The sequence below is a fragment of the Phytoactinopolyspora limicola genome, from assembly GCF_011320225.1.
GTDB lineage: Bacteria > Actinomycetota > Actinomycetes > Jiangellales > Jiangellaceae > Phytoactinopolyspora > Phytoactinopolyspora limicola.
Genome location: NZ_JAAOEN010000020.1, coordinates 49,184 through 75,408, shown reverse-complemented (window position 1 = coordinate 75,408; position 26,225 = coordinate 49,184). Strand labels below are relative to the sequence as shown.

29 protein-coding genes and 1 pseudogene are annotated in these 26,225 nt (G+C 66.7%); 10 read left to right on the top strand and 20 right to left on the bottom strand.

Going from position 1 to position 26,225, the window contains the following annotated elements; translation table 11 throughout:
* Positions 1 to 17: 17 nt before the first annotated feature.
* The 3 genes and pseudogenes from G8760_RS31030 to G8760_RS26545 all read right to left on the bottom strand — a co-directional run.
* A pseudogene (locus G8760_RS31030) lies at positions 18 to 380 on the bottom strand (SDR family NAD(P)-dependent oxidoreductase); the annotation flags it as partial.
* Positions 377 to 1,384: an AAA family ATPase gene (locus G8760_RS26550; RefSeq protein WP_166355856.1), complete on the bottom strand. Its 1,008-nt coding sequence runs from the start codon at positions 1,382 to 1,384 to the stop codon at positions 377 to 379. The gene G8760_RS26550 and the pseudogene G8760_RS31030, both read right to left, overlap by 4 nt.
* Before the next feature lie 128 nt (positions 1,385 to 1,512).
* Positions 1,513 to 2,583, bottom strand: coding sequence for a DUF4192 domain-containing protein (locus tag G8760_RS26545; RefSeq protein ID WP_166355855.1), 1,071 nt, complete (start codon positions 2,581 to 2,583; stop codon positions 1,513 to 1,515).
* A gap of 324 nt (positions 2,584 to 2,907) precedes the next feature.
* On the opposite strand from G8760_RS26545, the gene G8760_RS26540 reads away from it, so the two are divergent.
* Genes G8760_RS26540 through G8760_RS26530 form a run of 3 tightly spaced genes read left to right on the top strand, consistent with a single transcriptional unit; the run spans position 2,908 to position 5,104 of the window.
* Positions 2,908 to 3,690: an IclR family transcriptional regulator gene (locus G8760_RS26540; RefSeq protein WP_207782758.1), complete on the top strand. Its 783-nt coding sequence runs from the start codon at positions 2,908 to 2,910 to the stop codon at positions 3,688 to 3,690.
* Positions 3,691 to 3,728: 38 nt separating this feature from the next.
* Positions 3,729 to 4,589: an A/G-specific adenine glycosylase gene (locus G8760_RS26535; protein ID WP_166355854.1), complete on the top strand. Its 861-nt coding sequence runs from the start codon at positions 3,729 to 3,731 to the stop codon at positions 4,587 to 4,589.
* Positions 4,590 to 4,597: 8 nt separating this feature from the next.
* A complete protein-coding gene (locus G8760_RS26530; protein WP_207782757.1) occupies positions 4,598 to 5,104 on the top strand; it encodes a DUF2599 domain-containing protein in 507 nt (168 codons plus the stop codon).
* A gap of 31 nt (positions 5,105 to 5,135) precedes the next feature.
* Here G8760_RS26530 and G8760_RS26525 read toward each other — a convergent pair whose 3' ends face one another.
* Positions 5,136 to 5,876, bottom strand: a complete 741-nt coding sequence (locus G8760_RS26525; protein ID WP_166355885.1) for an HAD-IIA family hydrolase — start codon at positions 5,874 to 5,876, stop codon at positions 5,136 to 5,138.
* 314 nt (positions 5,877 to 6,190) lie between these two features.
* On the opposite strand from G8760_RS26525, the gene G8760_RS26520 reads away from it, so the two are divergent.
* Both G8760_RS26520 and G8760_RS26515 read left to right on the top strand, forming a co-directional pair.
* On the top strand, positions 6,191 to 6,613 hold the full coding sequence (locus G8760_RS26520; protein ID WP_166355852.1) for a hypothetical protein: 423 nt from the start codon (positions 6,191 to 6,193) through the stop codon (positions 6,611 to 6,613).
* Positions 6,614 to 6,739: 126 nt separating this feature from the next.
* A complete protein-coding gene (locus G8760_RS26515; RefSeq protein ID WP_166355851.1) occupies positions 6,740 to 7,120 on the top strand; it encodes a hypothetical protein in 381 nt (126 codons plus the stop codon).
* 114 nt (positions 7,121 to 7,234) lie between these two features.
* Here the strand turns inward: G8760_RS26515 and G8760_RS26510 are convergent, their stop codons facing one another.
* The 3 genes from G8760_RS26510 to G8760_RS26500 form a co-directional block, all read right to left on the bottom strand.
* Positions 7,235 to 9,787, bottom strand: a complete 2,553-nt coding sequence (locus tag G8760_RS26510; RefSeq protein ID WP_166355850.1) for an ATP-dependent Clp protease ATP-binding subunit — start codon at positions 9,785 to 9,787, stop codon at positions 7,235 to 7,237.
* Between the two features lie 285 nt (positions 9,788 to 10,072).
* On the bottom strand, positions 10,073 to 10,396 hold the full coding sequence (locus G8760_RS26505) for a DUF2516 family protein (RefSeq protein ID WP_166355884.1): 324 nt from the start codon (positions 10,394 to 10,396) through the stop codon (positions 10,073 to 10,075).
* A gap of 77 nt (positions 10,397 to 10,473) precedes the next feature.
* Entirely contained in the window at positions 10,474 to 11,235 is a 762-nt protein-coding gene (locus G8760_RS26500) for a TetR/AcrR family transcriptional regulator (RefSeq protein ID WP_166355849.1), read from the bottom strand.
* A gap of 49 nt (positions 11,236 to 11,284) precedes the next feature.
* Here G8760_RS26500 and G8760_RS26495 point away from each other — a divergent pair, with 49 nt between their 5' ends.
* Positions 11,285 to 12,022, top strand: coding sequence for a bleomycin resistance protein (locus G8760_RS26495; RefSeq protein ID WP_166355848.1), 738 nt, complete (start codon positions 11,285 to 11,287; stop codon positions 12,020 to 12,022).
* A 44-nt stretch (positions 12,023 to 12,066) separates the two neighbouring features.
* Here G8760_RS26495 and G8760_RS26490 read toward each other — a convergent pair whose 3' ends face one another.
* From G8760_RS26490 to G8760_RS26480, 3 genes are all read right to left on the bottom strand, one after another.
* Positions 12,067 to 12,855: a hypothetical protein gene (locus tag G8760_RS26490; RefSeq protein ID WP_166355847.1), complete on the bottom strand. Its 789-nt coding sequence runs from the start codon at positions 12,853 to 12,855 to the stop codon at positions 12,067 to 12,069.
* 5 nt (positions 12,856 to 12,860) lie between these two features.
* Entirely contained in the window at positions 12,861 to 13,259 is a 399-nt protein-coding gene (locus G8760_RS26485; protein WP_166355846.1) for a helix-turn-helix domain-containing protein, read from the bottom strand.
* Between the two features lie 87 nt (positions 13,260 to 13,346).
* Entirely contained in the window at positions 13,347 to 14,663 is a 1,317-nt protein-coding gene (locus G8760_RS26480; protein WP_166355845.1) for a glycoside hydrolase family 15 protein, read from the bottom strand.
* 102 nt (positions 14,664 to 14,765) lie between these two features.
* Here G8760_RS26480 and G8760_RS26475 point away from each other — a divergent pair, with 102 nt between their 5' ends.
* A complete protein-coding gene (locus G8760_RS26475; protein WP_166355844.1) occupies positions 14,766 to 16,016 on the top strand; it encodes an APC family permease in 1,251 nt (416 codons plus the stop codon).
* Between the two features lie 3 nt (positions 16,017 to 16,019).
* Here G8760_RS26475 and G8760_RS26470 read toward each other — a convergent pair whose 3' ends face one another.
* Positions 16,020 to 16,982 carry an asparaginase gene (locus G8760_RS26470; protein WP_211199018.1) on the bottom strand — a complete coding sequence of 321 codons (963 nt, stop codon included), beginning with the start codon at positions 16,980 to 16,982 and terminating at the stop codon, positions 16,020 to 16,022.
* Between the two features lie 79 nt (positions 16,983 to 17,061).
* A complete protein-coding gene (locus G8760_RS26465; protein ID WP_166355843.1) occupies positions 17,062 to 17,817 on the bottom strand; it encodes an SDR family NAD(P)-dependent oxidoreductase in 756 nt (251 codons plus the stop codon).
* Positions 17,818 to 17,950: 133 nt separating this feature from the next.
* Between G8760_RS26465 and dtd the strand changes: the two genes are divergently transcribed.
* Positions 17,951 to 18,418 carry a D-aminoacyl-tRNA deacylase gene (gene dtd / locus G8760_RS26460; protein ID WP_166355842.1) on the top strand — a complete coding sequence of 156 codons (468 nt, stop codon included), beginning with the start codon at positions 17,951 to 17,953 and terminating at the stop codon, positions 18,416 to 18,418.
* A 79-nt stretch (positions 18,419 to 18,497) separates the two neighbouring features.
* On the opposite strand, the gene ygfZ is transcribed toward dtd, so the two are convergent.
* On the bottom strand, positions 18,498 to 19,478 hold the full coding sequence (ygfZ, locus tag G8760_RS26455; RefSeq protein WP_211199017.1) for a CAF17-like 4Fe-4S cluster assembly/insertion protein YgfZ: 981 nt from the start codon (positions 19,476 to 19,478) through the stop codon (positions 18,498 to 18,500).
* A gap of 71 nt (positions 19,479 to 19,549) precedes the next feature.
* The gene (locus G8760_RS26450; RefSeq protein WP_166355840.1) at positions 19,550 to 20,068 is read right to left on the bottom strand and encodes a heme-binding beta-barrel domain-containing protein; all 519 of its coding nucleotides are present in this window, start codon (positions 20,066 to 20,068) and stop codon (positions 19,550 to 19,552) included.
* Between the two features lie 294 nt (positions 20,069 to 20,362).
* Here G8760_RS26450 and G8760_RS26445 point away from each other — a divergent pair, with 294 nt between their 5' ends.
* On the top strand, positions 20,363 to 20,725 hold the full coding sequence (locus G8760_RS26445; RefSeq protein WP_166355839.1) for a DsrE family protein: 363 nt from the start codon (positions 20,363 to 20,365) through the stop codon (positions 20,723 to 20,725).
* 716 nt (positions 20,726 to 21,441) lie between these two features.
* Here the strand turns inward: G8760_RS26445 and G8760_RS26440 are convergent.
* The 6 genes from G8760_RS26440 to G8760_RS26415 all read right to left on the bottom strand — a co-directional run bounded on the left by G8760_RS26440 (position 21,442) and on the right by G8760_RS26415 (position 25,261).
* On the bottom strand, positions 21,442 to 21,741 hold the full coding sequence (locus G8760_RS26440; protein WP_166355838.1) for a DUF1416 domain-containing protein: 300 nt from the start codon (positions 21,739 to 21,741) through the stop codon (positions 21,442 to 21,444).
* Between the two features lie 4 nt (positions 21,742 to 21,745).
* On the bottom strand, positions 21,746 to 22,594 hold the full coding sequence (locus G8760_RS26435) for a sulfurtransferase (protein ID WP_166355837.1): 849 nt from the start codon (positions 22,592 to 22,594) through the stop codon (positions 21,746 to 21,748).
* Positions 22,591 to 23,034 carry a DUF4395 domain-containing protein gene (locus tag G8760_RS26430; protein ID WP_166355836.1) on the bottom strand — a complete coding sequence of 148 codons (444 nt, stop codon included), beginning with the start codon at positions 23,032 to 23,034 and terminating at the stop codon, positions 22,591 to 22,593. Before G8760_RS26430 ends, G8760_RS26435 begins: the two co-directional genes overlap by 4 nt.
* 297 nt (positions 23,035 to 23,331) lie before the next feature.
* Positions 23,332 to 23,748, bottom strand: coding sequence for a thioredoxin domain-containing protein (locus G8760_RS26425; RefSeq protein WP_166355882.1), 417 nt, complete (start codon positions 23,746 to 23,748; stop codon positions 23,332 to 23,334).
* Positions 23,749 to 23,847: 99 nt separating this feature from the next.
* Entirely contained in the window at positions 23,848 to 24,741 is an 894-nt protein-coding gene (locus tag G8760_RS26420) for a hypothetical protein (RefSeq protein WP_166355835.1), read from the bottom strand.
* Positions 24,742 to 25,000: 259 nt separating this feature from the next.
* A complete protein-coding gene (locus tag G8760_RS26415) occupies positions 25,001 to 25,261 on the bottom strand; it encodes a MoaD/ThiS family protein (protein WP_207782754.1) in 261 nt (86 codons plus the stop codon).
* Between the two features lie 160 nt (positions 25,262 to 25,421).
* Here G8760_RS26415 and G8760_RS26410 point away from each other — a divergent pair, with 160 nt between their 5' ends.
* On the top strand, positions 25,422 to 26,216 hold the full coding sequence (locus G8760_RS26410; protein ID WP_166355834.1) for a winged helix-turn-helix transcriptional regulator: 795 nt from the start codon (positions 25,422 to 25,424) through the stop codon (positions 26,214 to 26,216).
* The last annotated feature ends 9 nt before the right edge of the window (positions 26,217 to 26,225 follow it).

Sequence of the window (26,225 nt, the reverse complement as noted above, 5' to 3'; positions counted from 1 at the left end):
CCGGTTCCGGCCCCGAGGAACGCCCGCACGGCGGCTGCGCAGCCGGCAACAGCGACGTTGAGATTGACCCCGATCAAATCGATCACCTGCGCCGCACCCGCGGCATGGAGGGAGGCATCGCGAAAGGCAGCGGCGTTGTTGACCCAGCCGCCCAATGGATCCGCATGCTGAGCCAAAGCCGCCGCACGGGCCGCGACGGCTTCGTCGGAAGCATCCCCGACCAGGGTGGAGATCCGGTCCCGGGCTGGGTGTTCCATCGTCCACTGGAATGCGCCGGGATCAAGATCGATGGCTACCACGTGATGCTGGTCCGCGGTCAGCCTTTCGACCACTGCCCGGCCCACACCCCGGCCACCACCGGTAACGACGTAGGACGTCATCGGTGCACAGCCGGGCCGGGTATCTGATCCAGCACCTCGGCCACCACGGCAGACGTACGCACCTGGGTGGTCCACGCCTCCGGCGTCAGAGTCAAACGATGAGCAAGGGCAGCCATCGCCACCTCTTTGACGTCCTCTGGCACCACGTAGTCGCGACCATCCAGTACCGCCAGCGACCGCGCAGACAGCAGCAACGCCTGTGAACCCCGCGGCGACGCCCCGACCTCGATAGCACGGTGCCGACGGGTACCTACCGCGAGATCGACGCAGTAGGTGATGATCGACTCGTCGACGTCGACGGTTTCTACACCCGCCTGCAACGACCGTAGTGCTTGCGCATCGACGACCGCTGACACTCGGGTCTCCTCGCGCCGACGGGCGATCCGCCGGGACAACACCTCGGCCTCCCGTTCTGCCTCGAGATATCCCGCCGACAGCCGCAGCATGAACCGATCGAGCTGAGCCTCCGGCAGCGGGTAGGTGCCCTCGTACTCGACTGGGTTGGACGTCGCCAAGACATGGAAGGGTGCCGGCAACGGGAAGGTGGTGCCTTCGACGGTGGTCTGCTTTTCGGCCATCGCCTCCAACAACGCGGACTGTGTTTTCGGCGGCGTCCGATTGATCTCGTCGGCCAGGAGCAGGCCGGTGAAAAGCGGACCGGGCCGGAAAGCGAACTCGCGCGGCCCCGGGTCCCAGACATAGGAACCAGTGACGTCGCCGGGCAGCAGATCGGGCGTGCACTGCAAGCGCCGGAATTCCAGGCCCAACGCACCGGCCAGGCTCCGCGCGGCCAACGTCTTGCCCAGCCCAGGCACATCCTCGAAGAGGACGTGGCCTCCAGCCAGAATGGCCGCCAGAGCAAGTCGGAGGCTACGTTCCATCCCGACGACGACTCCGCCGACCTCCTTGAGGACGGCCGCTCCGGTCTCCGCGATCTCGGCGACGCTGGCCGGCGCCGGCTCGGTGCCCGCCACACCCGGCACCGCTGGTCGATTTACCGCCATGTATCAGCTCTCCTCAGACCTCGTGCTGGGTGGGCACGGCCGGTGACGCTCACGATATCGCGGCGCCGACAGCGCGGTGTGCCGGGATACTCGCACCTCCGGGCGTCCCGGCCGACCGCTCCCCGCGTTCAGGCGGCCATCCCGTCCTCCCGGGCCGGCGGGACCGCGAGCTGCCGTCTGACCCGCCTGGTCATCGTCCGTATCTCACGGGGATGAACGTGGTTGGCCAGCATCGCGTCGAGTATCTGCGCCATCTCGTAGTCCGGGTTCAGGCGCAGCGCTCGCGCCAGCGCGACGCCGGCCAAGGCACCGTTGCCGTGTTGATAGGCCACGGCCCCCAGAACGGTGCAGATCGGTGGTGCGTGATGATCCACGGCACACTGCACCAGCACAGTCAGGAACGCCAGCAACTCCTCGCGGTGGTCGTCCAATCCCCAAGTGATCAGCACGTCGCGGGTGAGTTTGTCCTCCAAGCCCAGAATCAGCCGCACGGCGTCGGCGTCGTCGAGCTGGTTGGGGTCGTCGGAGAACCGCTCGCGTAGGCGCTGCGCCAGCGATAGCGTCTCGGCGCTCACCGCCTCGATGCCGCGCTCGATAACTTCCTCCATGAGACGCTCTTCGATCTCATCGAAACGCTGCTCCAAAGCGATCCGGCGCAACGCCACCGGCCCCTGGACGCTCTTGGCCAACGCCTCGCGGTCGGGTAGGACGGCAGCACCTTCCAGCGCCCGTCGGGCCTCCAAGGCGGCCACCTCGGCACTGGGGGTCGCGGGCAACGGGGTGCCGTCCCGGGGGCAGCACGGCTTGGTGCACGTGTACGACCACCAGCGGCCATGGCGCACCAGAAGGGCCTCGGTGCAGCCGATCTCGCGTAGCGACAGTTCATCGATCATGAACTCGATCACGTCCGCGGCGGGCAGCCGTCCGTCATCGTCCGGCTGCTCCGTGTAGCAGACAAGGATCACTGAGTCAGGTTCGGCCTGCGCCACCTGCGCCGCGTATTGGGAAGCGTAGTTGTGGTGATCATCCGGTGGCGGGAGGTCAGCTCGCGAGCTCATCCCGGTGCGGCCGCCCGGGCCGCTAAGGCCTACCACCACCAAGCTGTCAGCCGGGTGGAAACCAATGAGGAACGGGACAGCGCCGACGACGTCGGCCGGGGATTTCAACCGCACGACGGCGGGCTCCGAATTAGGTGTCATAACCGACGACACTGGCACCGCGGGCCGTCCCGGAACACCCACCACAACTGGAATGTGGATAACCTACCTCCACCCCGGCCGCCGCCTGTGGAAAACCCGCACGGGTCGTGGCGTGTGTCGCATCACCTGGCCGGCCGGGTACGCGAGAATTCTGCACAAACAGCACAAATTTCGGTGTGCTGGGACTGTTGTGGCGCTACTCTGTATGGTTTCATCAAGTGCAACAGGCCAGCCAAAGATACCTATCATGGCGACACAGGCCGGCGCGGGCACCGGCCGCGCCCGTCAACGGGCGCACGCCCGACCAGAAGAGGAGCTCGTGAGATGGAGCAACCAGAGCAGCCGGGTACGGTGTACTCGATCCGCGCTGTGCAGCGTGTATGCAACATCCTGGACCTGATCCAGGAGAACCCCCACGGGTTCTCGTTGACCCAGGTGGCCGAGGTGACCCAGTTCCCGAAGAGTTCGGCGTACCGCTACCTCGCCACGCTGGAGTCCCGGCGTTACGTCATGCGCGACCCGATCACCGGCCTGTTCCGCATCGGGCCGGCGTTCCTTCCGTTGCAGTCACGCCAGGTCACGGTCCTCGCAGATCGGGTCCGCCCGCACCTGATCCGGCTACGCGACCAGTTCGAGGAATCCGTCAACCTCGGCATCCTCAACGGGTACCGCGTGTCTTACGTGGAGATCGTCGAAAGCCCGCACAGCGTCCGCCTGGCCGCCCGAGAGGGCGACCGCGACCACCTCCACTGCACCGCACTCGGCAAGGCGATCGCCGCCACACTCGACGATGATCGAGTCACCATGATCCTCGAGACCGAGGGTATGCCCCAACACACGCCGGCCACGATCACCGAACTCCCGGAGTATCTTCAGGATCTCGAGGCCACCCGGGAACGCGGCTACGCGATCGACAACTGTGAGAACGAGTCCGACGGACGCTGCATCGCGGTGTCACTGGCCGACGCCGGCATGCCCGCGGCCATCAGCGTGTCCGCACCGGCCTCGCGGCTCTCCCTCGACGACCTCCCAGACGTGGCCAAGGCGCTCAAAGACACCGTCAAGAAGCTCGTCAAAGAGATCAACGGTGAGCGGCCCACCTCCTGACCGCGGCTCGGACACCGATGTCGGCTACGGTGTTGTCGATGCGTGACGAGGTCATGGCCTGGTACGCGACACACGCACGTGACCTGCCCTGGCGAACTCCCGAACGGACCCCGTGGGGAGTACTCGTCAGTGAGGTCATGCTGCAACAGACTCCGGTAAGCCGCGTCGAACCAGTCTGGTATTCCTGGATGCAGCGCTGGCCGGAGCCCGCCGACCTGGCCGGGGAGGAGCCGGGCACAGCCATCCGCGCGTGGGGACGGCTGGGATATCCGCGCCGGGCGCTGCGGTTGCACGCGGCGGCCGGCGCAATCGTCGACCGTCATGGGGGTCGGGTGCCATCGGCGCATGCCGACCTCCTCGCTCTCCCCGGGGTTGGTTCTTACACCGCGGCCGCCGTAGCGACGTTCGCCTTCGGCCAGCGACACGTCGTTCTCGACACCAACGTCCGGCGGGTGCTCGCCCGAGCAGCGAGTGGGCAGCAGTTCCCCGCACGGACCACCACTGCCGCCGAATACCGGCTCACCGACGGTCTACTCCCGACCGACGATTCGGCGCCGACGTGGTCGGTGGCGGTCATGGAATTGGGGGCGCTGGTCTGCACGGCCCGCAACCCGCGATGTGACGAGTGTCCAATCGCCGGATCATGCGCCTGGCGGCTGGCCGGTGCTCCTCCCCACGACGGCCCACCAAGACGCGGGCAGGCGTGGGAGGGAACCGATCGCCAGGTTCGAGGCCGGCTCATGGCGGTGTTGCGCGGCACGGATCATCCCGTCCCCAAACACCAACTCGATGCCGTCTGGCCCGCCGCCGTGCAGCGGGAACGTGCCTTGGATGGGCTAGTGTCCGACGGACTCGTGGAGCCACTCGACGACGAGCTCTACCGCCTTCCGGGGGTCTAATGCCCAGCATGCCGAAGCACCGACGAACCGCCCGCCGAGTGGCAGCCATTCTGGCCGGGCCGGTTCTCGTCCTCATTAGTGTGGTCCTGACCTCCTCGGTCGTAGCTCAAGCCGCCCAGGGGCCAGCGGCCCGGCCCGGTTCGACTGGGCCCGACCACGCGGCCCACGTCAGCGTCGTGCCCCATGCTGGCCTGTCCTCCGGGCACCCGGACACTTCCACGGGAAGCGAGTACATCGAGCGCACCGAGTGGATACCCGACCCACAGGGCCGCCGGCTGGCCATCTATCCGACGAGCTACGCCCGGTACGACGCACCCGCGTCTCGTTGGCCCGACGCGTGGGCCGAGGTGATCGAACTAGAGCCGGATGCCGACCGTCCGCACATGCGCGACCAGTTCCGCTGCCACGTCGAGTTCGCGCGTATCTCCGAACCGGACAAGCCGAGTTGGAACCTCGAACTGTGGCGGCCCGACGTGGGCTACTTCGCGACGGTCCTGGCACGCTGCAATCCCTGACCTGCACGGCACAGCGTCAGCAGAGTGCGGATCAGATCACGTCGATGAGATCAGCAACCGAGTCCACCACATGGTTCGGGCGGTAGGGGTAGCGCTCGATCTCCTCCCGCCGGGTGGAACCGGTCAACACCAGCCACGTCGTCAGCCCAGCCTCCATTCCGGCGACCACGTCGGTATCCATCCGGTCGCCGACCATGGCGGTGTTCTCCGAGTGAGCCTCGATCCGGTTCAGCGCGCTCCGGAACATCATCGGGTTGGGTTTACCTACGTAGTACGGATCGCGACCGGCTGCCCGGCTAATGAGCGCTGCTACCGCGCCTGTGGCGGGCAGCGGACCGCTCTGCGACGGGCCGGTCGCGTCGGGGTTGGTGGCGATGAACCGCGCTCCGGCCTCCACCAACCGAATCGCCTTGGTGATCGCCTCGAACGAGTACGTCCTGGTCTCGCCCAACACCACATAGTCGGGGTTGGTGTCGGTCAGCACGTAGCCGACCTCATGCAGGGCTGTGGTCAACCCCGCCTCTCCGATCACGTAGGCGCTGCCCCCGGGGTGCTGGTTGGCGAGAAACTGGCCGGTGGCGAGCGCAGAGGTCCAGATCGACTCCTCCGGAATCTCCAGCCCGGACCCGGCCAGCCGGGCCGCCAGATCACGTGGGGTGAAGATCGAGTTGTTGGTGAGCACCAGGAAGCGCCGCTCTCGGTCGGCCAGCCGCTGCAGGAACTCGGCGGCACCGGGGATGGCTTTCTCTTCATGGACGAGCACGCCGTCCATGTCGGTCAGCCAACACTCGATCTCTCGGTCGCTCACCTGCCTACTCTACGACGCCAGTCTCCGTCGGTCCCGACCTTGTCGCGATTCTCCACGGCGACGAGTGACGGACCTCACGACAGCCTTCCGGCCTAGGCCGTGGCGGATTGTCCGATTCCTCACTCTGACCAGTTGCTTCGAGTCGCTACCACAAGTTGGTGCGGGGTTGCTCACCAGGCCAGCTGTCCACCGCATGTACCGCCCGTATACCTGGCTGTCTCCGCGGTCAGGTAAAGTCGGCGCGGTTTGTTTCACGACATCTTTCAGGAGCAACGAACATGACTCTTTCCAAGACCGCACTCTCGCTGCTCGGCGCCGCCGCACTCGCGGTGTCGCTCACCGCCTGTGGTGGCGACGACGATGACACCACCGCCAGCAGCAACGGCGACAACTCCTCCGACGACGGCGGCGACGGCGGCGACGCTGGCGCCTACTGCGAGCGTCTCGAGGAGATGGGCACGTCGTTCATGGCCGCCCCCGACCCGGACAGCGCGCCTGACCTGGCGGGCGAGTTCCGCAGCATCGCGGAGGTCGCGCCTGGCGACATCAAGGCCGACTGGGAGTCCTACGCCGATGTGATGGAGGCCCTGGGGAACGTCGACTACGAGGACCCGGACTCCCTGTCCGCTCTCGAAGACCTCGACGACCTCGAAGGTGCCCTGGAGCGGATCACCCAGCACATCGAGAGCGAGTGCGCCTGACCGATACCGGTCGGGAGGCTTGACCTGAGCCTCCGATACGCTCCATGACCTGGGTTCATGCGGGCCTGGACGAGTCCGGTACAGTTCATCGGTCTAATCCCACCGATGATCTGTGAAGGATGGTCCATGGCCCGCATGACGCGTTTCACCGCCCTTGTTTCGGTGACAGCGCTGGCAGTCCCCCTGACCGCCTGTGGTAGCGACTCCGACTATTGCGAGTCCGTCCAAGACGTGCAAGATCGTTATTCCAGCCTCAGCGTCGTCGATCCGACGGACAATGACATGGTCAACTCGATCGCCGACGCGTTCGCCGATATCGCCGACGCGGCACCAGACGACGTCGAAGGCGACTGGAACACTGCCGTCGAGGCGTTGCGTGCCCTTGCCTCCGTCGACGACATCGAGAACCCCGATAACGATGTCATCCAGCAGTTCGCCGAAGCTGAGACGGCCTTCGACAATATCCGCGCCAACGTCCGCGACGAATGCGACCTCGAACTCGACTAAGAGGCCGCCTCTAAGCCTGTCGCTCGGGTGCCTCTATCTGGCATGTCGAGCGCACTACACACGAAGACGGCTCCCTTTCCACCAGAAAGGGAGCCGTCGTCGTCTGTGGTGGGACTACTTGCTGGCTTGGTCGCCTTCAGTCGGACTGCCGGTACCCGACGTGGGGGTCGCGGCACCTGCCTCGACCGGGGCGAGGTCGGGGAGATCGGACTTGGTGGTACCAGTGAAGGTAAACCGGGCCGCTTGGTCGTCACCTTCGACGTCCACGACAACGATCTGCCCAGCCCTGAGCTCACCGAAGAGGATCTTCTCCGACAGCGTGTCCTCGATATCGCGCTGAATGGTACGGCGCAGCGGCCGGGCCCCCAGCACGGGGTCGAAGCCGTGTTTGGCGAGCAGCTCCTTGGCGGCCTGGGTCAACTCGAGGCCCATGTCCTTGTCCTTGAGCCGCTCGTCCACCTCGTCCACTCGCAGATCGACGATCTTGAGGATTTCGTTCTGCGTGAGCTGGTGGAAGACGATGATGTCGTCGACCCGGTTGAGGAACTCTGGCCGGAAGTGCTGCTTGAGTTCCTCTGTGACCTTGGCCTTCATCCGCTCGTAGTTGTGCTCTTCATCGTCGGCCGCGGAGAACCCGAGGTTGACGCCCTTGGCGATGTCCCGTGTACCCAAGTTGGTGGTCATGATGATGATGGTGTTCTTGAAATCCACCACCCGGCCTTGGGCATCGGTGAGCCGGCCGTCCTCCAACACCTGCAACAGGGAGTTGAAGATCTCCGGGTGCGCCTTCTCGACTTCGTCGAACAACACCACGGAGAACGGACGCCGGCGCACCTTCTCGGTCAGCTGGCCGCCTTCCTCGTACCCGACATAGCCGGGTGGCGAGCCGAAGAGGCGAGACACGGTGTGCTTCTCGGAGAACTCACTCATGTCCAGCTGGATGAGTGCTTCCTCGTCGCCGAAGAGGAACTCCGCCAGCGTCTTGGACAACTCGGTCTTCCCGACGCCGGACGGGCCGGCGAAGATGAACGAACCACCGGGTCGCTTCGGATCTTTCAGCCCGGCCCGAGTACGACGGATCGACTTGGACAACGCCGAAATGGCATCCTCCTGGCCGATGATCCGCTTGTGTAGCTCGTCCTCCATGTGCAGCAGCCGCGAGGTCTCCTCCTCGGTCAGCTTGAAGACCGGGATGCCGGTAGCGAACGCCAACACCTCCGCGATCAGCTCGTCATCGACCTCGGCCACGACGTCGAGATCGCCGGCTTTCCACTGCTTCTCACGTTCGATCTTCTGCGCGATCAGCTGCTTCTCCTTGTCGCGCAAGGACGCAGCCTTCTCGAAGTCCTGCGAGTCGATCGCGGTTTCCTTCTCTCGCCGTACATCGGCGATGCGGTCGTCGAACTCCCGCAGGTCCGGCGGCGCGGTCATCCGGCGGATCCGCAACCGGGCACCGGCCTCGTCGATGAGGTCGATCGCCTTGTCCGGCAGATAACGGTCGGAGATGTAACGATCGGCGAGTTGGGCAGCGGCCACCAGCGCGCCATCGGTGATGGACACCCGGTGGTGTGCCTCGTAGCGGTCCCGGAGGCCCTTGAGGATCTCGATGGTGTGGGCCAGCGTGGGCTCCTGCACCTGGATGGGCTGGAACCGGCGCTCGAGAGCGGCATCCTTCTCGACGTACTTGCGGTACTCGTCCAGCGTGGTGGCGCCGATGGTCTGCAACTCACCGCGGGCCAGCATCGGCTTGAGGATGCTCGCCGCGTCGATGGCGCCTTCAGCCGCGCCCGCGCCAACCAGGGTGTGGATCTCGTCGATGAACAGGATGATGTCGCCGCGGGTGCGGATCTCCTTGAGCACCTTCTTCAGCCGCTCTTCGAAATCACCGCGGTAACGCGAACCGGCTACCAGCGCACCGAGATCCAAGGTGTAGACGTGCCGGTCCTTAAGTGTCTCCGGCACCTCACCCTTGACGATAGCCTGGGCCAGCCCTTCGACCACCGCGGTTTTGCCAACACCGGGCTCACCGATCAGAACGGGGTTGTTCTTGGTGCGGCGCGACAACACCTGCATGACGCGCTCGATCTCTTTCTCCCGCATGATCACCGGATCGAGCTTGCCCTCTCGGGCTGCCTGGGTGAGGTTACGGCCGAACTGGTCAAGTACGAGCGAACTCGACGGCGCCTCGCCCTGCGGACCGGCGCCGGCCGTCGCGGCTTCCTTGCCGCCCTGGTAGCCGGACAGCAGCTGAATGACCTGCTGCCGCACCCGGCTGAGATCCGCTCCGAGTTTGACCAGGACCTGAGCTGCGACGCCCTCACCCTCGCGGATGAGTCCGAGCAAGATGTGCTCGGTGCCGATGTAACTGTGGCCCAGCTGCAATGCTTCGCGCAGGCTGAGCTCCAACACCTTCTTGGCGCGTGGCGTGAACGGGATGTGCCCGCTCGGCGCCTGCTGTCCCTGGCCGATGATCTCCTCGACCTGCTGACGCACTGCCTCGAGCGAGATACCGAGGCTCTCGAGCGCCTTGGCCGCCACACCCTCGCCCTCATGGATGAGGCCCAAGAGGATGTGCTCGGTGCCGATGTAGTTGTGGTTGAGCATCCTGGCCTCTTCTTGAGCCAGGACGACGACGCGCCGTGCGCGGTCTGTGAACCTCTCGAACATCAGTGGCGCTCCCTTGCCGAGTGGTCGGCGGTGGAGGGCGGGCCCCCAGCTAACCCCTCGATGTTATCTCCGTCTACCCGCGAACCCCGCACCTGATGTGGCTAGGTGCGAAGCCGACGCTGGTTCCGAACTCTCCTTCTACCAGTGTGCTGCCCAGCGGGCCGTCCTACCAATGCGACGACCGACCAGATCACCGGCTCTGATAGCAAGAACACCACGTCTTGCCTCGGATGTTCCACTCCAGGCCCGGTTTGACCCCCGCGTTCGCTGCCGGCGAAGTCTGGATCACCAGGGTCCGTAGGGGCCGTCACTACTTGATCCCCGCCGTCCACCACCGTAGGAACGTACGGCGGGGCGCACGTCGATGACGTAAACCGCGGCCGCCACGGTGCCGATGATGGTCAGAATGGGGACTCGCAACGGGAAGAACGCCAGCTCGGTCACCACCGCTACGGCCAGGAACGACAGCCAGATCGGTTTGGTCAATTTCTCGGCAGCCGGGAACGCGCCCGTAGGCACCCGGAGCGCGTCGATCAGCGCATAACCTTTGAGCCCGAGCGCCCCGATCGCCAATCCGATGACCAGCAACTCGCGGATTTCACCGAACATGTCCACGTCCCCACTCTACGCGTCCACCGTCATCGGTCACCGCTAGCGAACGATCTCCGAGGGACTGCCCGAATGTCTCAGCCGTCGACGCGGGCGCCGATGCCGTCGAGTACGAGGTCGAGCCCTATCTCGAACCGATCCAAAGCTCGCCGCAGGGTGTAAGGCAACGTGGAGTCCGATACCACGAAGGCTCCCGCCGTCTCCAGAGCAGCGATCCGCGGAAAACGGCCCCCCATCCGCTCCTCCAGGAGAGGCGCCAGGCTCTCCCACCATTCATCGTCGGTGGTTCCGGTCTGGCCGGGAGCCTGCTCGGCCTCGACGACGGCAGCAGCCGCACCTCGGGTATATGAATCGACCGCCGCTACGAAGGCCGTGACATCACGGGCGGGCAGGCCGGCGTCGTCCAGCAGGGCGAGCGCCGCCTCGTAGCGGGCCAGGACGTGCGGACCGAAGACGGTTCGCGCGGTGGCGACCTGCAACAACCAGGGATGGCTACGGTATGCCACTAGATCAGACTCGGCCAGATCGCGTAGGCCGCGCCGCCACCCGGTCTCGGGAGGAGGTAGGGGCTGCCCCTCCGCTACCCGTTCGACCATCAGTTCCAGCAGTTCCGCCTTACTCGGCACATAGGTGTACAGCGTGGCGGTGGCGATGCCGAGCCTCTGCGCCAACGCCCGCATCGACAGTGCCGCCTGCCCCGCCATATCCGCCTCCGCGATCGCCGCGTCGACGATCTGCGACAGGTGCAGCCGATGCCGTGGCCCGCGCTTAGGCGGAGGCAGACCGTCCCACAACAAGGCCAGCGTCCGTACTGGGTCGCCCCGTCCCGCGTACTCCACCTGCGAACTCTCTCACGGAAAATAGTCCGAACAGTGTACAGTGTTTTGCATGTCTGCCGAGACGGTCATCCCCGGCCTGCCCTGTCGCGACCTCAACGATGTTTTGCCGTTCTACGAAGCCCTCGGATTCGATGTGACCTACCGCCAGGAACGCCCCAACCCGTATGCCGCTGTCCGCCGGGGTGGGATCGAGCTGCACTTCTTCGCCATCCCCGAGTTCGACCCGAACGAATCGATGGGGAACGTGATGGTGCTCGTCCCCGACACCGGGGCACTACACGCCGCCTTCAGCGCCGGCCTACGCGAGAGCTTTGGAAAGGTTCCTATCGCGGGGATCCCCCGGATGACCCGCCCACGCCGCATGCAAGGGACCCGCGGCGGATTCATGGTCGTCGATCCGGGCGGGAATTGGCTACGCATCAGTCGCCAGGTCACCGAGGGTGATGCCGACCCCGACGGCGGACCACAGGACCAACCCACACCCGCGGAGGGCCGCCTGGCCCGTTCCGTGGCCGCAGCCGCTCGCCAGGCCGACTCCCACGGCGACGAGGCGACCGGAATACAGATGCTCGAGAACGCCCTGGCCCGGCACGCCGACGCTCCGCCGCATCAACGGATCCCCGCCCTCGTCTACCTGGCCGAACTACGGATGCGGATCGGCCATCAAGACAGCGCAGCCGCTCTTCTCGCCGAGGTGCGCGCGATGGACGTGCCGGACGTCCACCGGGACATGATCGCCAACGATCTCGCCACCGCGGCAGAGTTAGCGGCCCAATTAGCTACCTGACTTCATCCCCCGGTGATCGCCATGCTCGGGGTCGAACGACGGACTCAGGCAGGATCACGTGGCCCCGGAACGTCGTCCGACGCAGACTCCGGCCCGCCACCATCAACGTCGGCCGGCTGCTCGAACGCCTCGGCTCGCTGCTCAAGCCCCTCCGCTTGCTGCTCAAGCCCCTCCGCTTGCTGCTCAAGCCCCTCCGCTTGCTGCTCAAGCCCCTCCGCTTGCTGCTCAAGGCCATCGGCTCGCTGCTCGAGGTCGTCGGCTCGCTGCTCGAGGTCGTCGGCGATCTTGTCGGCGGCGTCCGCGACGTCATCGGCGGCGTCGGCCACCCGCTCGCGGATGGAGACGACGTGTTGCCCCAGGGTGCGGTCGTAGTCACCCCGCCAACGGGCCACCGCGCTCTCGCCACGCTCGGCGAGTTCGTCGTAGGTATGGGCGGCCTGTTCCGCGGCTTGGCTCGCGGCGTCGCGCATCTTGGCCGGGATCTCGGTCATCAGCTCGTGCCGGCGCTCCCACGTGAACGCGTCCCGGGCCCGGGCCTGCCAACCGGCAACCTTCGCCGGCAGTTCTTTGACTCGACCCGGCAGCTCGTCTCCGAACGCCTTGGCGTCGGCCCGGAGTTCGGACATTCGCCGGCGCACGTCCTCGCGTGTTTGGTCATCGGTCACCACGGCATTAACTCGGCCGGAAAGCTGGCTGAACCGCTGGCGCACCTCGGTGCGGAATCGTTCGTCGGCAACGGCGTCGGCGACCCGCTCGGACAACTCGCGCAGCGACGTCGCGGCCAGGTCAGCGGCACCGGCCAACGCCCGGACGGCCTTGGGATCGTTGGTCATCATCATCACCTCTCGTGATCATCGTCTTCTTCAGGAGCCGAGCCGTCCGGCTCGGAACCGGCGTCGCCGCCAGCACCATTGGCCGACCGGAACGACATGTAGACCTCGAGCATGGCCCGTTTCTGTGCCTGGCTGATGGCCGGGTCGGCGAGGATCGCCGCTTCCACCGAGCGATCGTGACCTGGCTCATCGAGGAGACCCGCCCGAACATACAGCGCCTCCGAGGAGATCCGCAGCGCTTTGGCGATCTGCTGCAACACCTCGGCCGAAGGCTTGCGCAGCCCGCGCTCGATCTGGCTCAGATACGGGTTACTCACCCCCGTGAGATCGGCGAGCTGCCTCAACGAGAGCTGGGCTGTTCGCCGCTGCTCGCGAAGGAAGTCGCCGATGTTGGGTGGGGCCATACCTCCACTCTAGCTAACAATTGCAAGCGAAATGCAAACTTAGGTGTCGGTGGCGCCGTCACCGCGCCGGCCCACCCCAGGAGCACGTCACGTGACCGCCGGCACCACTGGGAGTCCACGCTCCAGCTCAGCGACCGCCAGCACGACGATGGCCCCGGTCAGGCCCAACGGAGCGACCGACGCCGGCCGCCCGCTCGCGTCCACCTTCTCCGGCAACGATCCCAGGGGCGTGCGATGTGCGTCCAGGAAGTCCAATAGCCGCTGGGCCTCGGCTACATCGCCCTGGCCAGCCAGCGCCAACGCCAACATCGCCGTCTCGGGTGTCCAAGCGACGTTCGCATCGTTCCGCCATTTTTCTCCCGGCCGATGCCCACCGTTGGGGACTAGCAGGGCTCGCTCGGTCTCCAGCACCGCCGCTCGCACGGACGGCGACGGCGGTGCGAACGGTGGTGCGAGGAAGCTCACCGCGGCGTCGAGCCCACCACGGGGCACCGTCCGCGGATATCCATGCGGGCGAAACTCCCGGTCGATGGCCGCATCAAGGCGCGTAGCCGCATCACGCCACGGCTCCGGATCCACGTCAAGACTCGGTGCCAGCGCAATCGCTGATCTCAACCCCAATGACATCGGCCCGACCGTGCCAATGGTCACCTCGCTCTCGGGTCGCTCCCAGTAATCGGACGACGGCGCAGGTAGCCCGTCGTCCCCCACGGATGCCACCATCGCGTCCGCCGAGGCCACCACGGCGGGGCCCATCATCTCGACCACCAACTCCGCGTGGGCCGGACCGGGCGCGGTTTCCACCGCGAGCCAGGTAGCCCACGCCACCCAACCGGCCCCATCCATCTGCGGCGCCCGGCCATCCGCCACCGGACCCGAACCGTCCACGCGATACCGGGCTTCCCACAGTCCGTCCTCCGGCGCCACTCCGGCCAGGAATTCCAGGACCAAGGCAGCCTCGGCATGGTAGCCACTCGTGGCCAACGCGGCGGCGACGAAAGCGGCGTCACGCGGCCACACATACCGCCACGCGGTGACCGGCGCAGCCATCGACGCTCCGGTAGCACTATTGGTCAGCAGGCGAATATCCCGGAGCGCCCGCTCGGCCATCTCCGGATAAGCACCCAGAGGTGGGTCTCCGGACCCGAACCAGACGCGTTTGGCCGCCGCGGCAGCCCACGCCGGCGAGTCGTCCCCCACGGAGGACAACACACTTGTACCCGGATGGTAGGTCGCTTCGGTGCCGGCTTCGACCACGACGACCTCGCCCGCCGAATTCAGGGCCAGTCCGTCGGCCCGCAGCGGCAGCACCGTTCCATGAAATGGTGCGGCCGCGAGCGACACGAATGCGGCGGCGAAAGTGAGCACTAGGACTCCCACACGGAAGCGGCTCGGCAACACCATCCGACCAGGGTAGAAGAAACACCCCGGTGACTGTCCGGCGACATGACGACGAATACACCGTGCCACCTCGGAGGCGATCAGGACGTGGGAAAGAATGGGTACGTGACCCCACCGGAGTCCAGGCTCTCGCGACAACTCGGCACGGCCGACGCGGTCGTCATCGGCCTCGGCGCCATGATCGGTACCGGCGTGTTCGTCGTCTGGCAGCCCGCGGCCGAGAAGGCGGGTTCCTGGCTGCTGCTCGGGCTCGGCATCGCTGCCGTCGCCGCCTTCTGCAATGCCACGTCGACGGCCCAGTTGGCCGCCGTTCACCCCAGGGCCGGCGGCGCCTACCACTATGGCCGCGAACGCCTCGGCCCGCGTTGGGGTGCGTTGGCGGGCTACGCCTTCGTCGTCGGCAAGATCGCCTCGTGCGCCACGGCGGCTCTGGCGGTCGGGACCTACTTGTGGCCGCGGCACGCCGTCGTCGTCGCCCTGGCGGCGGTAACTCTGCTCACCGCCATCAACCTCGCCGGGGTACAAAAGACCGTCCGCACCGCCCGGGTCATCCTGATCGGCGTCGTCGCGGTCCTGGTGGTCGTGGCTGTTACGGGCTTAGCCGGCGCGGAGAACGAGCCGTTGGTCACCACCACCCCACTCGACGCCGTCACCCCGCTCGGCGTCCTCGGCTCGGCAGCCGTGCTCTTCTACGCCTTCGCCGGATATGCGCGCATCACCGTCCTCGGCGAAGAAGTCCGGGACCCCGCCCGATCCATCCCCCGGGCCGTAACGATCGGCCTGGCCCTCGTCCTCGTCCTGTACTTCGCCATCGGAGCCGTCGTCCTCGCCGTCCTCGGGGCCGAGGGAACGGCCGCTACGGAGCAGCCGCTGCGGGCCGTCGCTGACACCGTCGACGCCGGCTGGCTGGTGCCGGTGGTCACCGCGGCGGCCGGCGTAGCCGCCCTGGGCGCGTTGTTGTCGTTACTCGCCGGGGTCGGCCGCACGTCGTTCGCCATGGCGGCCGAAGGCGACCTGCCGCGGCCGCTGGCGGCGGTGCATCCGGTCCGCAAGGTCCCATACGTGGCAGAGTTGGGCGCCGGGATCGTGACGGCGATCGCCGTACTGTCGGGCGATCTCGTCCAAACGCTGTCCATCAGCGCGTTCGCGATCCTTGTGTACTACGCCGTCGCCAACCTCGCCGCGTGGCGGCTGGCACCGAACGAACGGCGTTGGCCGCGCTGGCTGTCCGGACTCGGCCTGGTCATGTGTGTGGGCCTGGCGTTGTCGCTACCACCACGGCTGGTGGCGCTCGGGGCACTCGCCCTGGGAATGATGCTGCTGCTGCGTTCGGTGGTGCTCAACGTGCGACGCTGATGATCACGACGTGCTCCACCCTGCCGACGCGCGGATCTCACCAACCGGGCGGCCACCGCCGAGCACGGGAATGGTGGCCAGCTCGTCCAGAACCGGCGCCCGCAGCCCCAGTCGGCGCAGCGCCGTCGCCGCCACCACTACGCTGGCCCGCGATCCGCCGTCATCGATCTTCACCGCGATCGCGCGGCCGTCGTCGAGTGCCGTCGCAAATACTGCCTCCGCCCCGGACTTCGCGACCAGGCCAGGTATCCCACGCAGGAGCCGTGCTTCGTCGCGGTCGGTACCGCTGACCGTCTCCGGGTGAGCCTGCATGGCGTCGACCACCTGCCGTCCCGGTGTGCCGGGAGCCGCGAGCACCAGCGCCCTGAACATCCGGGCGACGCCCGTCAGGGTGAAGGCGATCAGCGGTGCTCCACAGCCGTCGACCGCCATGCCGGCCGGGGACTCGCCAGCGAAGCCGGCCAGCGTATCCGCGATGGCCCGCTGCAGTGGGTGTTCGGGGTCGAGGTAGCTCTCGATAGGCCATCCTCGGGCCACACAGGTAGCCACCATGGCGCCGTGCTTTCCGGAGCAGTTCTGCGCGAGAGACGATGGCCGTTCACCACGGAGAATGGCGGCCTCCCGGGCGGCGACACCCAAGGGCCAGTCGGGTGTGTTCCGCAACGCGGACTCGTCGAGTCCGGCCTCGCCCAGGATCCGGCGGACGCCAGTCAGGTGGAACTCCTCCCCCGAGTGGCTCGCCGCGGCCAAGGCCAGCAAATCCTCGTCCACCACCAGTCCGCACCCGACCATGGCGGCGGCCTGAACCGGTTTGCTGGCCGAACGGGGAAACATGGGGGCTGCTGGGTCGCCTAGTTCGTAGGCGATCGATCCATCGACGTCGAGAGCCACCACCGAGCCACGATGCCGCGACTCGACCATGCCCGACCTGACTACCTCGGCCAACACCACTGGGTCCGCTGTCACGCCGACGATGGTCGCACACTGCCCGGCGTGACGTGAGCCGGCGGGCGCCCCCATCCGGGCAGCGCCCACCCGGTTTCAGCTACGCGGTGAACCCGCCGTCGACGACGATCGACGCCCCGGTCACATAAGCCGCCTCGTCGCTTGCGAGATGCGCCACCATCGACGCCACCTCCGCAGGCTCGCCGTACCGGCCAAGTGCACTGAAACCCCGGATCGTCTCGGCGTGCGGCCCGTCGGCGGGATTGAGTTCGGTGTCGGTCGGACCGGGATGCACGATGTTGACGGTGATCCCGCGCGGACCCAACTCCCGGGCCAACCCCTTGGTCAACCCGACCAGTGCGGTCTTGCTCATCGAGTAGAGTCCATGGCCGGGGAACGGCGTGAACTCGGCGACAAGGCTGCCGATGTTCACGATCCGCCCGCCGTCGCCCATGAGTTCGGCCGCGGCGGCCGCCGCCATATACGGAGCACGCACGTTGACCGCAAGGGTACGGTCAACATCGGCCAGCTCAGCGTCGGCGGCCGGCATGACCGGGTACACAGCCGCGTTGTTGACGAGGACATCCAACCGGCCGAAGGCGGCGGCCGTTCGCTTGATCGCCGCTACAAGGGCCGCGGCGTCAGCGCTGTCAACCCGAATAGCCAGGGCCTTGGTGCCGTGGGCTTCGATTTCCTGCACCGTTCGGGCAGCGCTAGCGTCGTCCTGGTGATAGGTGAACGCGACGTTGGCCCCCTCGGTGGCGAGACGTCGTGCGATGGCCGCGCCGATGCCCCGGCCTCCACCAGTGACGAAGGCTGTGAGATCCGTGAGCTTTCCAGCGATAACAGTTTCCATACCTCGATCCTGACAACACCGGGGCGGTCGATCCGGCGGATTACGGACGTCGCGTCCCCATGGCTCGTCGCACCGTGAAACGCACCGAGCCCACCGTGACGCGAGCGGTCCACGGGATGGCAGGATCGACCGCGTGCGAGCGGTAATCCAACGTGTGACGTCAGCATCGGTTCAGGTCAACGGACAGGTGGTCGGTTCCATCGATCCGGCCAGCAGCCTCCCGGCCGACGTCGACGATCCAGCACGCCGGCAAGGTCTTCTTGTTCTGGTCGGTGTCGCTCACGACGACGACGACAGTACGGCGCGCAAACTGGCCAGCAAGATCTGGGGGCTGCGGATTCTCGCCGACGAGAAGTCCGCGTCCGACATCGGTGCGCCGATCCTGGTGGTCAGCCAGTTCACCCTCTACGCCGATACCCGCAAAGGCCGCCGCCCGTCGTGGGGCGCGGCCGCACCTGGACCGGTCTCGGAGCCCTTGCTCGAGGCGTTCGCGGCGGCGTTGCGGGACGTCGGAGCCCGCGTCGAGACGGGTGTGTTCGGTGCCGACATGAAGGTGAGCCTGGTCAACGACGGCCCGGTCACGCTGATCATCGACATGTGACCCGCCGCTGGCCAACCGGGTTCCGCCCCCAGGTCACCAACCTGTCCGGCCTGACAACTGACGTGGCAACAGTGTGTGGTCAGCGCAGCTGTGGGCGCACGTGCAGCCCGATCTCAGGATCCACAACCGTCTCCTGCGCTGCGGCGACACCACCCGCTTCCAGCGCGGCGTCGACCGGCACGTTCCGCTTCACTACCGCCAGCGCGATCGGACCCAGCTCGTGATGGCGGGCCGCCGAACCCACGTAGCCAACGGTCCGCTCACCGGCTCGTACGTCGTCGCCATGCTCCGGCAGGTGATCGACCGACCCATCGAGATGCAGCAACACCAACCGGCGTGGAGGGCGGCCCAGGGTGTGCACCCGGGCCACGGTCTCCTGACCGCGATAGCAGCCCTTGTCGAGGTGAACGGCCGACCCGATCCAGCCAACCTCGTGCGGGATGGTGCGCTCATCGGTATCGAACCCCAACCGCGCCTCGTGAGCTTCGATCCGAAGCGCCTCGTGGGCCCACGTACCTGCCAACGTGTCGTGGTTCACGTAGCCGGCTACCTCGGTTCGCGGCACGAACACGTCGCGGCCCCGGCTGGTGATCCGGCTCAGGTGCTCCGCCGGCTCGCTGACCGGCTCCCACACGATGGCGAAGTCGGCCGTGACGTCTTCTACCTCGACCTGTGACCAGAACCGCATCGAGTCGAGGTACCGCACCAACGGTTCGGCCGTGCCGGGTTCGACGTGGAACCAGATCGCCGCGCCGTCGTCGACTCCGTACATGGCGTGCTCCACCCGGCCATGAGCATCCAGCACGAGCGCCGTTGTCGCCTGCCCCGGCTCCAACAGTTCCAGATGCTGAGTCGTGAGCTGATGCAGCCACGTCAAACGGTCCGGGCCGGACACGCGGACCACGGCACGGTGCGATAAGTCCACCGCCCCGGTGCCAGCGGCCAGGCGACGCTGCTCGCGCAACGGGTCACCGTAGTGGGCGGCGACGCCTTGATCGGGGGCAGCGCCTTCGACCGCGCCGGGAACGTCCAGGAACGGGCTGCGATAGATCGGATTCACACTCACGACCATATGCAACACCGGACCAGGCTTCGACCATCCCGGAACCGTGGAAATACCGCTCCGAGTGTTCAGTCCGCGGCCTGCGACCCTCCGGTGACCCGTTTGAGCTCCGCGGACAGGTGTGGCTGAAGGTCCTGCCCCATGGCGGACATCTCGTAGACGTACATGAGGCTTCCGTCGACCAGCCCGTACAGCCGGTGGCCGCTGCGGTAATCCTTGGCCGTCTCGGTCTTCAACACCCCGCGGGTGGCCAGCTCGACCCGGGCCGGCTCGATCCGACCGAGATACACCTCGACGAACCCGGTGGGATGGGTCAGCAGGACCTCGAGTTCCTGATCGGCCTGCGGGCGCCAATAACCTGTCTCGCGGGCGGCCGGCCGAACGAGGTTACCGTCGTCGTCGAGAATCCAGCTGCGGCTCGTATAGGAAAGGAACGGCCGGCCGGGCACGTAGGTGAACTCGACCTCTTGGCCGAATCTGAATGCCTCGATCGTGGGGTAATCCCCAATCCCAGCCCCCTCCCACCGTCCGAGCAACCAGGCGATCGGCACACAGTCCGGATGGAGATCGTCCGGGACTTCGATCATGGGCGACGACCTCGTTCGCGGCATCCGGGGGTCATGGCGGGCATCGACGGGATCAGGCCTGGCCCTTGAACAGTCTGAGCACGACCAGCAACGCCATTAACCCGGAGCCGATGGCCACCAGCACCATCAGGCCAGTGAAGACTAATTCCAGCACGGGCCCGATTCTATCGGTACCGCCCGTAGGCTCCGCCATCGGTCTGACGAAACTCCAGTTTTGGTTCCGTCGAGGTGCGCCTCGGGCGCCGCGCCCGGCCGGGCACCGAGGCTTTCGGTGCAGCGGCCTATCGTGGGGTTATGCCTCACACCCTCGTCGTTAAGGTGACCGCGGGGGCCGACGCACCGGAACGCTGCTCGCAGGCGTTCACGGTGGCGGCCACAGCCCTTGCCAATGGCGCCGACGTTTCACTTTGGCTGACCGGTGAATCCGCCTGGTTCGCCTTACCGGACCGGGCCGGTGAGTTCGAGCTTCCACACGCTGCCCCGCTGCCCGACCTCCTGGCCAGCCTGCTGGTCGGCGGCCGGGTAACACTGTGTACGCAGTGTGCCGCCCGTCGGGACATCGGCCCCGACGACGTCCTGCCGGGTATCCGTATCGCCGGAGCCGCGACATTCGTCGAAGAGATACTCTCCGACGACGTTCAAGCCCTCGTCTACTGAACCCTGAGGGCGATCAGATGCACCAACGGCCCGCAGCCCGGCAAATGTGCATCTGATCCATTGGCGTCCGGAAGGTGAGACGCGATCAGATGCCGCCCCGGCCCCCGATGGACCGAGTTGTTCACCTGATCGCTCACACCGACGCGGTCCGTCGAATATCAATCAGAAACACGTGACCCGACTTGACCGCGTTCATCGCGTCCGTCGTGCTCGTGGTGCCTGTCGGTCTCCGCGTACATTCTGGCGACACCCGCCCCCGGCCGACCGCAACAAGCTTCCTCACGGCACGCCGCCGTGCGCAGTAAGCCTCCTTGTTGTTGCCCCGGCGACAACAAGCCTCCTTGTGCCCAGGGCGGATGCCGCAGCAAGGCTCCTTACTGTCGCCCCGGAGGGCGGCATGCTTCCCAGGCGGTGGGGACCCTGTTATTTACCCCGGACTCCGCTACCGCCAGATGGCGTTAACGCCCTAATCCGGCTCATAACACCATCTGGCGGTAGCGCAGTGCGCCGCCAAGCACTCGTCTACTGAACCCGTTGGAGGCGATCAGATGCACCAACGGCCCGTGTCCCGGCAAATGTGCATCTGATCCATTGGCGTCCGGAAGATGAGACGCGATCAGATGCCGTCCCGGCCCCCGATGGACCGAGTTGTTCACCTGATCGCTCGCACGCACGCGATCAGGTGAACAAACGGAGATCAGGTGAACAAACGGAGATCAGGCGACGATGACGTCCACGGAGTTGATCGCGCCTCTGGATGCATGGATCGACCGGTCCACCGGCTCAGCGCCGGGAGCCAGAGTCCGCACCGTCCACTGGCCGGGCCCGGCGAAGAACCGGAACTGGCCAGTGGTACTCGTCGGCACCTCGGCGGTGAACTCACCGGTGGAGTCCAGCAGCCGGACGTAGGCGCCGGCGAGTGGCGCGTCGTCACGGAACACGACGCCCTGGATGACCGTCTCCTTGCTCAGATCCACACCATCGAGCGACACACCGCCCGTCGTGGCACCACACATGGGCTCAGACCTCCCCGGGCTCGTCGCCGACCGCAACCGGTACTCCGACCAGCGAGCCGTACTCGGTCCACGAACCGTCGTAGTTCTTGACGTTCTGCACGCCGAGCAGCTCGCGGAGCACGAACCACGTGTGCGACGAACGCTCGCCGATCCGGCAGTAGGCGATGGTGTCCTTGTTCAGGTCGACACCCTCAGCCGCGTAGAGCTCCCGCAGTTCGTCGTCGGAGCGGAACGTGCCGTCGTCGTTGGCCGCCTTGCTCCACGGGATGTTGGCGGCGGTGGGAATGTGCCCCGGAACCTGGGAGACCTCTTGCGGAAGGTGCGCCGGCGCCAGTAGGCGGCCGGCGTACTCGTCTGGCGAACGGACGTCGACGAGGTTCTGGGCGCCGATCGATGCGACAACCTCGTCGCGGAAGGCACGGATCGTGTTGTCCGCTTCTTGTGCGACGTACTGCGTGGCGGCGCGCTCGGGAACGTCTTCGACGAGCTCGCGGTTGTCTAGTTCCCACTTCTTCCGGCCGCCGTCGAGGAGCCGCACATCGGCGTGGCCGAACAGCTTGAACTGCCAGTAGGCGTACGCGGCGAACCAGTTGTTGTTGCCGCCGTAGAGGATCACGGTGTCGTCCGGGCTGATGCCCAACCGAGACAGCAACGCCTCGAACTGCTCCTTGTTGACTAGGTCCCGCCGCACCTGGTCTTTCAGGTCGGTGTTCCAGTTGACCCTGAGGGCGCCCCGGATGTGGTTCTTGTCGTAGGCGGTGGTGTCCTCGTCTACCTCGACGAGGACGACCTTGGGGTCGTCCAGCTTTTGCTCGACCCAGTCGGCCGAGACAAGGACGGACTCGCGGCTCATGGAGAGACCTCCGGTGGTGTGTTGTTGGAACTTCGGGCGGAAACGATGCGGCGATACGCCAAATAGACCTCGCACCCCAGGCAGAGGCCGAAGGCTGCGTTGAGGAATGCCGCCGCCAGCGCCGCCCCGACGGCGATGTAGGCCAGCACCGTCGCCCCCGCGACGAACCCGACCAAACCGACGATGGCGAACAAGAGTCCGACGGCCTGGGCAAATCGCGGCGGCGCGGCGTCTTCGAGCTCTCCCGGTGGACCGAGGCGCGGTCGGACCAATCGGGCATACAGCAAACCGTAGGGCGATGCCGCAGGACCCCAGCCCGCGCCAATGGCGAAGACCACGGCCTGCACAGCGAGTACCCAAGGGTTACCGGTGATCAACACGACAGCGAGCACGACGGTCGTGATCGCCGCGGCGAAACGGGGGCCTCGTGGATCGATCATGGTAGAGATCTCCTGACGTGGACGGGCCGGGGAATAGGCGCACACGTAAGGGAGCGGGCAGAATGACCACGCTGCGCGCCGGCCGGCCGCTCCCGTCAGGACATACAGAGCATGGTGGACACGCGCCGGTAATCAATGGCGCGACGTCGAGTCAGCTCTGCGTGAAACACGTCACCGAGACTAAGCCCCAAACGTGCATTCGTCACACCCGGTCTCATATTTCAAGACAACAAGTCTCACGTCGCGGGAACGAGTTCAGCACACGGCTCTGATCGACTCCCCAACGCGGGCCCCGCCTCACGTCGCCGGCAACGCGGCGTGGACGTCGTCCAGGCTAGGGACACCAGACGCCCGCGCGACGATTCGCCCAGCGCCATCCAGCACAAGCGTGGTGGGGGTTTTGACGATGCCCAAGCGCCGCACCAGATCAAGGTTGCGTTCGGCGTCGATCTCGACATGACGGACGCCGTCGACCTGATCCGCCACGTGGGCCAGCCGGCCACGGACGGCCCGGCACGGCTGGCAAAACGCGGACGAAAACTGGACGAGCGTGGCCCTGGCGCCGAGTTCGACACCCAGATCGGCACCAACCAAGGCGGGCCGCTCATCACCACCATCTCCCATGGTGCGCACCGCGCCATCACGCCGGCGGTGCCACAGCCCGAAGATCGTCGCAACCACCAACACGGCGGCCACGACAACGACACCCTCGATCATGACGCGTACAACCCCGAGCCGCCGGTGGTTGTTCCGACTAGCGAAGCCAGCTCGCGGCGGCAGCCCCCAAGCGCGGCTAACCGCCATGGCGCCAGATCAACCGACCAGGAGCCGGCCTAGTACGTACGCGGTCGGGGCGGCCGCGACGAAAGGGGCGGCGATACGCAGCGGAACGATGGAGGCGGCCACGACCCTCGCCGGAGCCGCGGCGGGTGAATACGCACCAACCTGCGCCTCGGGCTCGGCCGTGGTCTCGCCGCCGTGGCCGACCGCTGGGAGGTCTGGGACAGTGACGTCTTCGGGCACCGCGACCAGGACGGGTTCGTCGACCGGGCCGGCCTCCCCGGCCAGCCGGTCGGCGATCGCGAACGTCACCGCCGCCATCACCCCAGCGAACGCGGCTATCACCACACCGCTGACGGGCAGCACGGCATCACCCACGGAGTCGACCAGCACACCCATAACGGCGGCGCCGACGGCGGCGAGCAGCACTCCCAGCACGCGGCGCACCGCCCGCGAGATCGGCAGGACCTCGGCCAACGCGGCCAGCCCCACTCCCAGCAGCGCCAACCCGACGATCTGCGCTCCCTCACTGGTAGCCCGCACCGCCAGCCAGGCCGCGGGTAGGGCGGTGAGCACACAGGAGGTGACCACCAGTGCCAGCGCGCTGTTCAAGCCGGGACGGCCGTCCTTGCGCAGCAGTTGGACCACGAACGCCACGAGGACCGCAGGCCCCAGCACGATCACCATCGGAGCCAACTCCGGAGTACCGCTTCGCTCGATCCAGATCAGGACCGTCCAGCCGCCAGCCAGCCCAAGCCAGGCCGCGGGCCGCGCCGAGTGCATACCCGAGGAGCGGATGACGCCCATCGCAAACACAACCTGGACGACGGCGAGCCCTCCGGCCATCAACTGCACGCTGGACGCCGACGCCAGAGCCAGCACTCCTGCCAACGCAGCAGCGATCACGGAATACCGGGCAGAAGGCACCCGTCAATCCTTACAGACCGATTCTGTCCGCTTCCGCCGGTTAGGCAACAACTCGACAACAGTCCGATCAATCACCGGCATTTGCCTGGTCAGCCCGGGCCCGTTTTCCCGCCCTGTCCACCATGCGAAACAGCCGCTCGATCCCTGCCCGCACCCCGCGTGACGTGCGCCACAACCGTTGCCGGTCGCGGACCGGACGTCGCCGCCACTAGATACTCCTCATGTCCTGCGGGATGTCCGGACGGACCCCCTGCACCTGTCAGCCACCCGCGAACGGCGGCAGCAAATCGACGACCGACCCATCACTCAACGACACCGTTGCGGGGTCCCTCCGCCCGACCGGAACCTCGTCGACGACCACCGCGCAGATGTCCAGCACGATGCCGAACCGGGGCTGTTGCTCCCGGATGGCGCGGGCGGCGATGAGCGCCTCGGCCAGTGTGTCCGCAGCCACGGTGTCTTCGCTCACCCCGGCGGCTGCCCGCAGAGCGGCCCAGTAACGCAGCGTGACCTTCGCCATGGGGCCATCACATCACATCGAAGCTTCACAACCAGCTCCGACGGCCCATCATGAGTCCCGATTCGGCGGATTCCCCCACGGTTCGTTATGCTTTTCGGCAAGTTAGGACCTGGGCGAGGGCGCTCCCCGGGTCCTTTTGCGTTCGTAGGGAGACCGAGATATGGCCACCATCGTCCTGCTCACCCACGCATCAGAACCTCCCGAGGAGGTCCTGCCCGCCCTCGGACTGCTCCTTCACGACACCCGGGTCATGCCCGCCGAGGCGTCTGCCCTGCTCGACGCTCCCGCCGGCGACATCGTCGCCGTTGACGCCCGGCGTGACCTGAACCAAGCGCGCAGCCTGACCCGCCTGCTACGCACCACAGGCATCGAGGCACCACTGCTGGCCATCGTGACCGAAGGTGGCCTCGCCGCGATCACGGCGGAATGGGGTGTCGACGACGTCATCCTCGACACCGCGGGACCGGCCGAGGTCGAGGCGCGGTTGCGCCTGGCGCAGGGCAGGTTCGCCGCTGCCAGCGGTAGCCAGCCCGATGAGATCCGATCCGGCGATCTCGTCATCGACGAGGCCACCTATACCGCCCGCGTGGGTCGCCGCGTCCTGGAACTGACCTACAAAGAGTTCGAGCTGTTGAAGTTCCTCGCCCAACACCAAGGTCGCGTGTTCACCCGGGCACAACTGCTCCAGGAGGTCTGGGGTTATGACTACTTCGGGGGCACCCGCACGGTCGATGTCCACGTCCGGCGCCTGCGCGCCAAACTGGGTGCCGAACACGAGTCGCTCATCGGCACGGTGCGCAACGTCGGCTACCGGTTCGTGCCACCCCAGCAACGCGGATCACGCCAGCAAGCGGCCGCGTCGACGGTGGTAGACGTGCCGGACGACCACCACTCAACCGCTGAGCGACGGCGCACCAACCCGGTCGCCCTGGACTCGGTCCGCGTCGACACCTGAACCGTGCCG

Coding starts and splice junctions, on each gene's coding strand:
- G8760_RS26550 (WP_166355856.1), bottom strand. CDS start 1,384: ATGGCGGTAAATCGACCAGCGGTGCCGGGTGTGGCGGGCACCGAGCCG.
- G8760_RS26545 (WP_166355855.1), bottom strand. CDS start 2,583: ATGACACCTAATTCGGAGCCCGCCGTCGTGCGGTTGAAATCCCCGGCC.
- G8760_RS26540 (WP_207782758.1), top strand. CDS start 2,908: ATGGAGCAACCAGAGCAGCCGGGTACGGTGTACTCGATCCGCGCTGTG.
- G8760_RS26535 (WP_166355854.1), top strand. CDS start 3,729: ATGCGTGACGAGGTCATGGCCTGGTACGCGACACACGCACGTGACCTG.
- G8760_RS26530 (WP_207782757.1), top strand. CDS start 4,598: ATGCCGAAGCACCGACGAACCGCCCGCCGAGTGGCAGCCATTCTGGCC.
- G8760_RS26525 (WP_166355885.1), bottom strand. CDS start 5,876: ATGGACGGCGTGCTCGTCCATGAAGAGAAAGCCATCCCCGGTGCCGCC.
- G8760_RS26520 (WP_166355852.1), top strand. CDS start 6,191: ATGACTCTTTCCAAGACCGCACTCTCGCTGCTCGGCGCCGCCGCACTC.
- G8760_RS26515 (WP_166355851.1), top strand. CDS start 6,740: ATGGCCCGCATGACGCGTTTCACCGCCCTTGTTTCGGTGACAGCGCTG.
- G8760_RS26510 (WP_166355850.1), bottom strand. CDS start 9,787: ATGTTCGAGAGGTTCACAGACCGCGCACGGCGCGTCGTCGTCCTGGCT.
- G8760_RS26505 (WP_166355884.1), bottom strand. CDS start 10,396: ATGTTCGGTGAAATCCGCGAGTTGCTGGTCATCGGATTGGCGATCGGG.
- G8760_RS26495 (WP_166355848.1), top strand. CDS start 11,285: ATGTCTGCCGAGACGGTCATCCCCGGCCTGCCCTGTCGCGACCTCAAC.
- G8760_RS26490 (WP_166355847.1), bottom strand. CDS start 12,855: ATGACCAACGATCCCAAGGCCGTCCGGGCGTTGGCCGGTGCCGCTGAC.
- G8760_RS26485 (WP_166355846.1), bottom strand. CDS start 13,259: ATGGCCCCACCCAACATCGGCGACTTCCTTCGCGAGCAGCGGCGAACA.
- G8760_RS26480 (WP_166355845.1), bottom strand. CDS start 14,663: ATGGTGTTGCCGAGCCGCTTCCGTGTGGGAGTCCTAGTGCTCACTTTC.
- G8760_RS26465 (WP_166355843.1), bottom strand. CDS start 17,817: ATGGAAACTGTTATCGCTGGAAAGCTCACGGATCTCACAGCCTTCGTC.
- G8760_RS26450 (WP_166355840.1), bottom strand. CDS start 20,068: ATGATCGAAGTCCCGGACGATCTCCATCCGGACTGTGTGCCGATCGCC.
- G8760_RS26445 (WP_166355839.1), top strand. CDS start 20,363: ATGCCTCACACCCTCGTCGTTAAGGTGACCGCGGGGGCCGACGCACCG.
- G8760_RS26440 (WP_166355838.1), bottom strand. CDS start 21,741: ATGTGTGGTGCCACGACGGGCGGTGTGTCGCTCGATGGTGTGGATCTG.
- G8760_RS26435 (WP_166355837.1), bottom strand. CDS start 22,594: ATGAGCCGCGAGTCCGTCCTTGTCTCGGCCGACTGGGTCGAGCAAAAG.
- G8760_RS26430 (WP_166355836.1), bottom strand. CDS start 23,034: ATGATCGATCCACGAGGCCCCCGTTTCGCCGCGGCGATCACGACCGTC.
- G8760_RS26415 (WP_207782754.1), bottom strand. CDS start 25,261: ATGGCGAAGGTCACGCTGCGTTACTGGGCCGCTCTGCGGGCAGCCGCC.
- G8760_RS26410 (WP_166355834.1), top strand. CDS start 25,422: ATGGCCACCATCGTCCTGCTCACCCACGCATCAGAACCTCCCGAGGAG.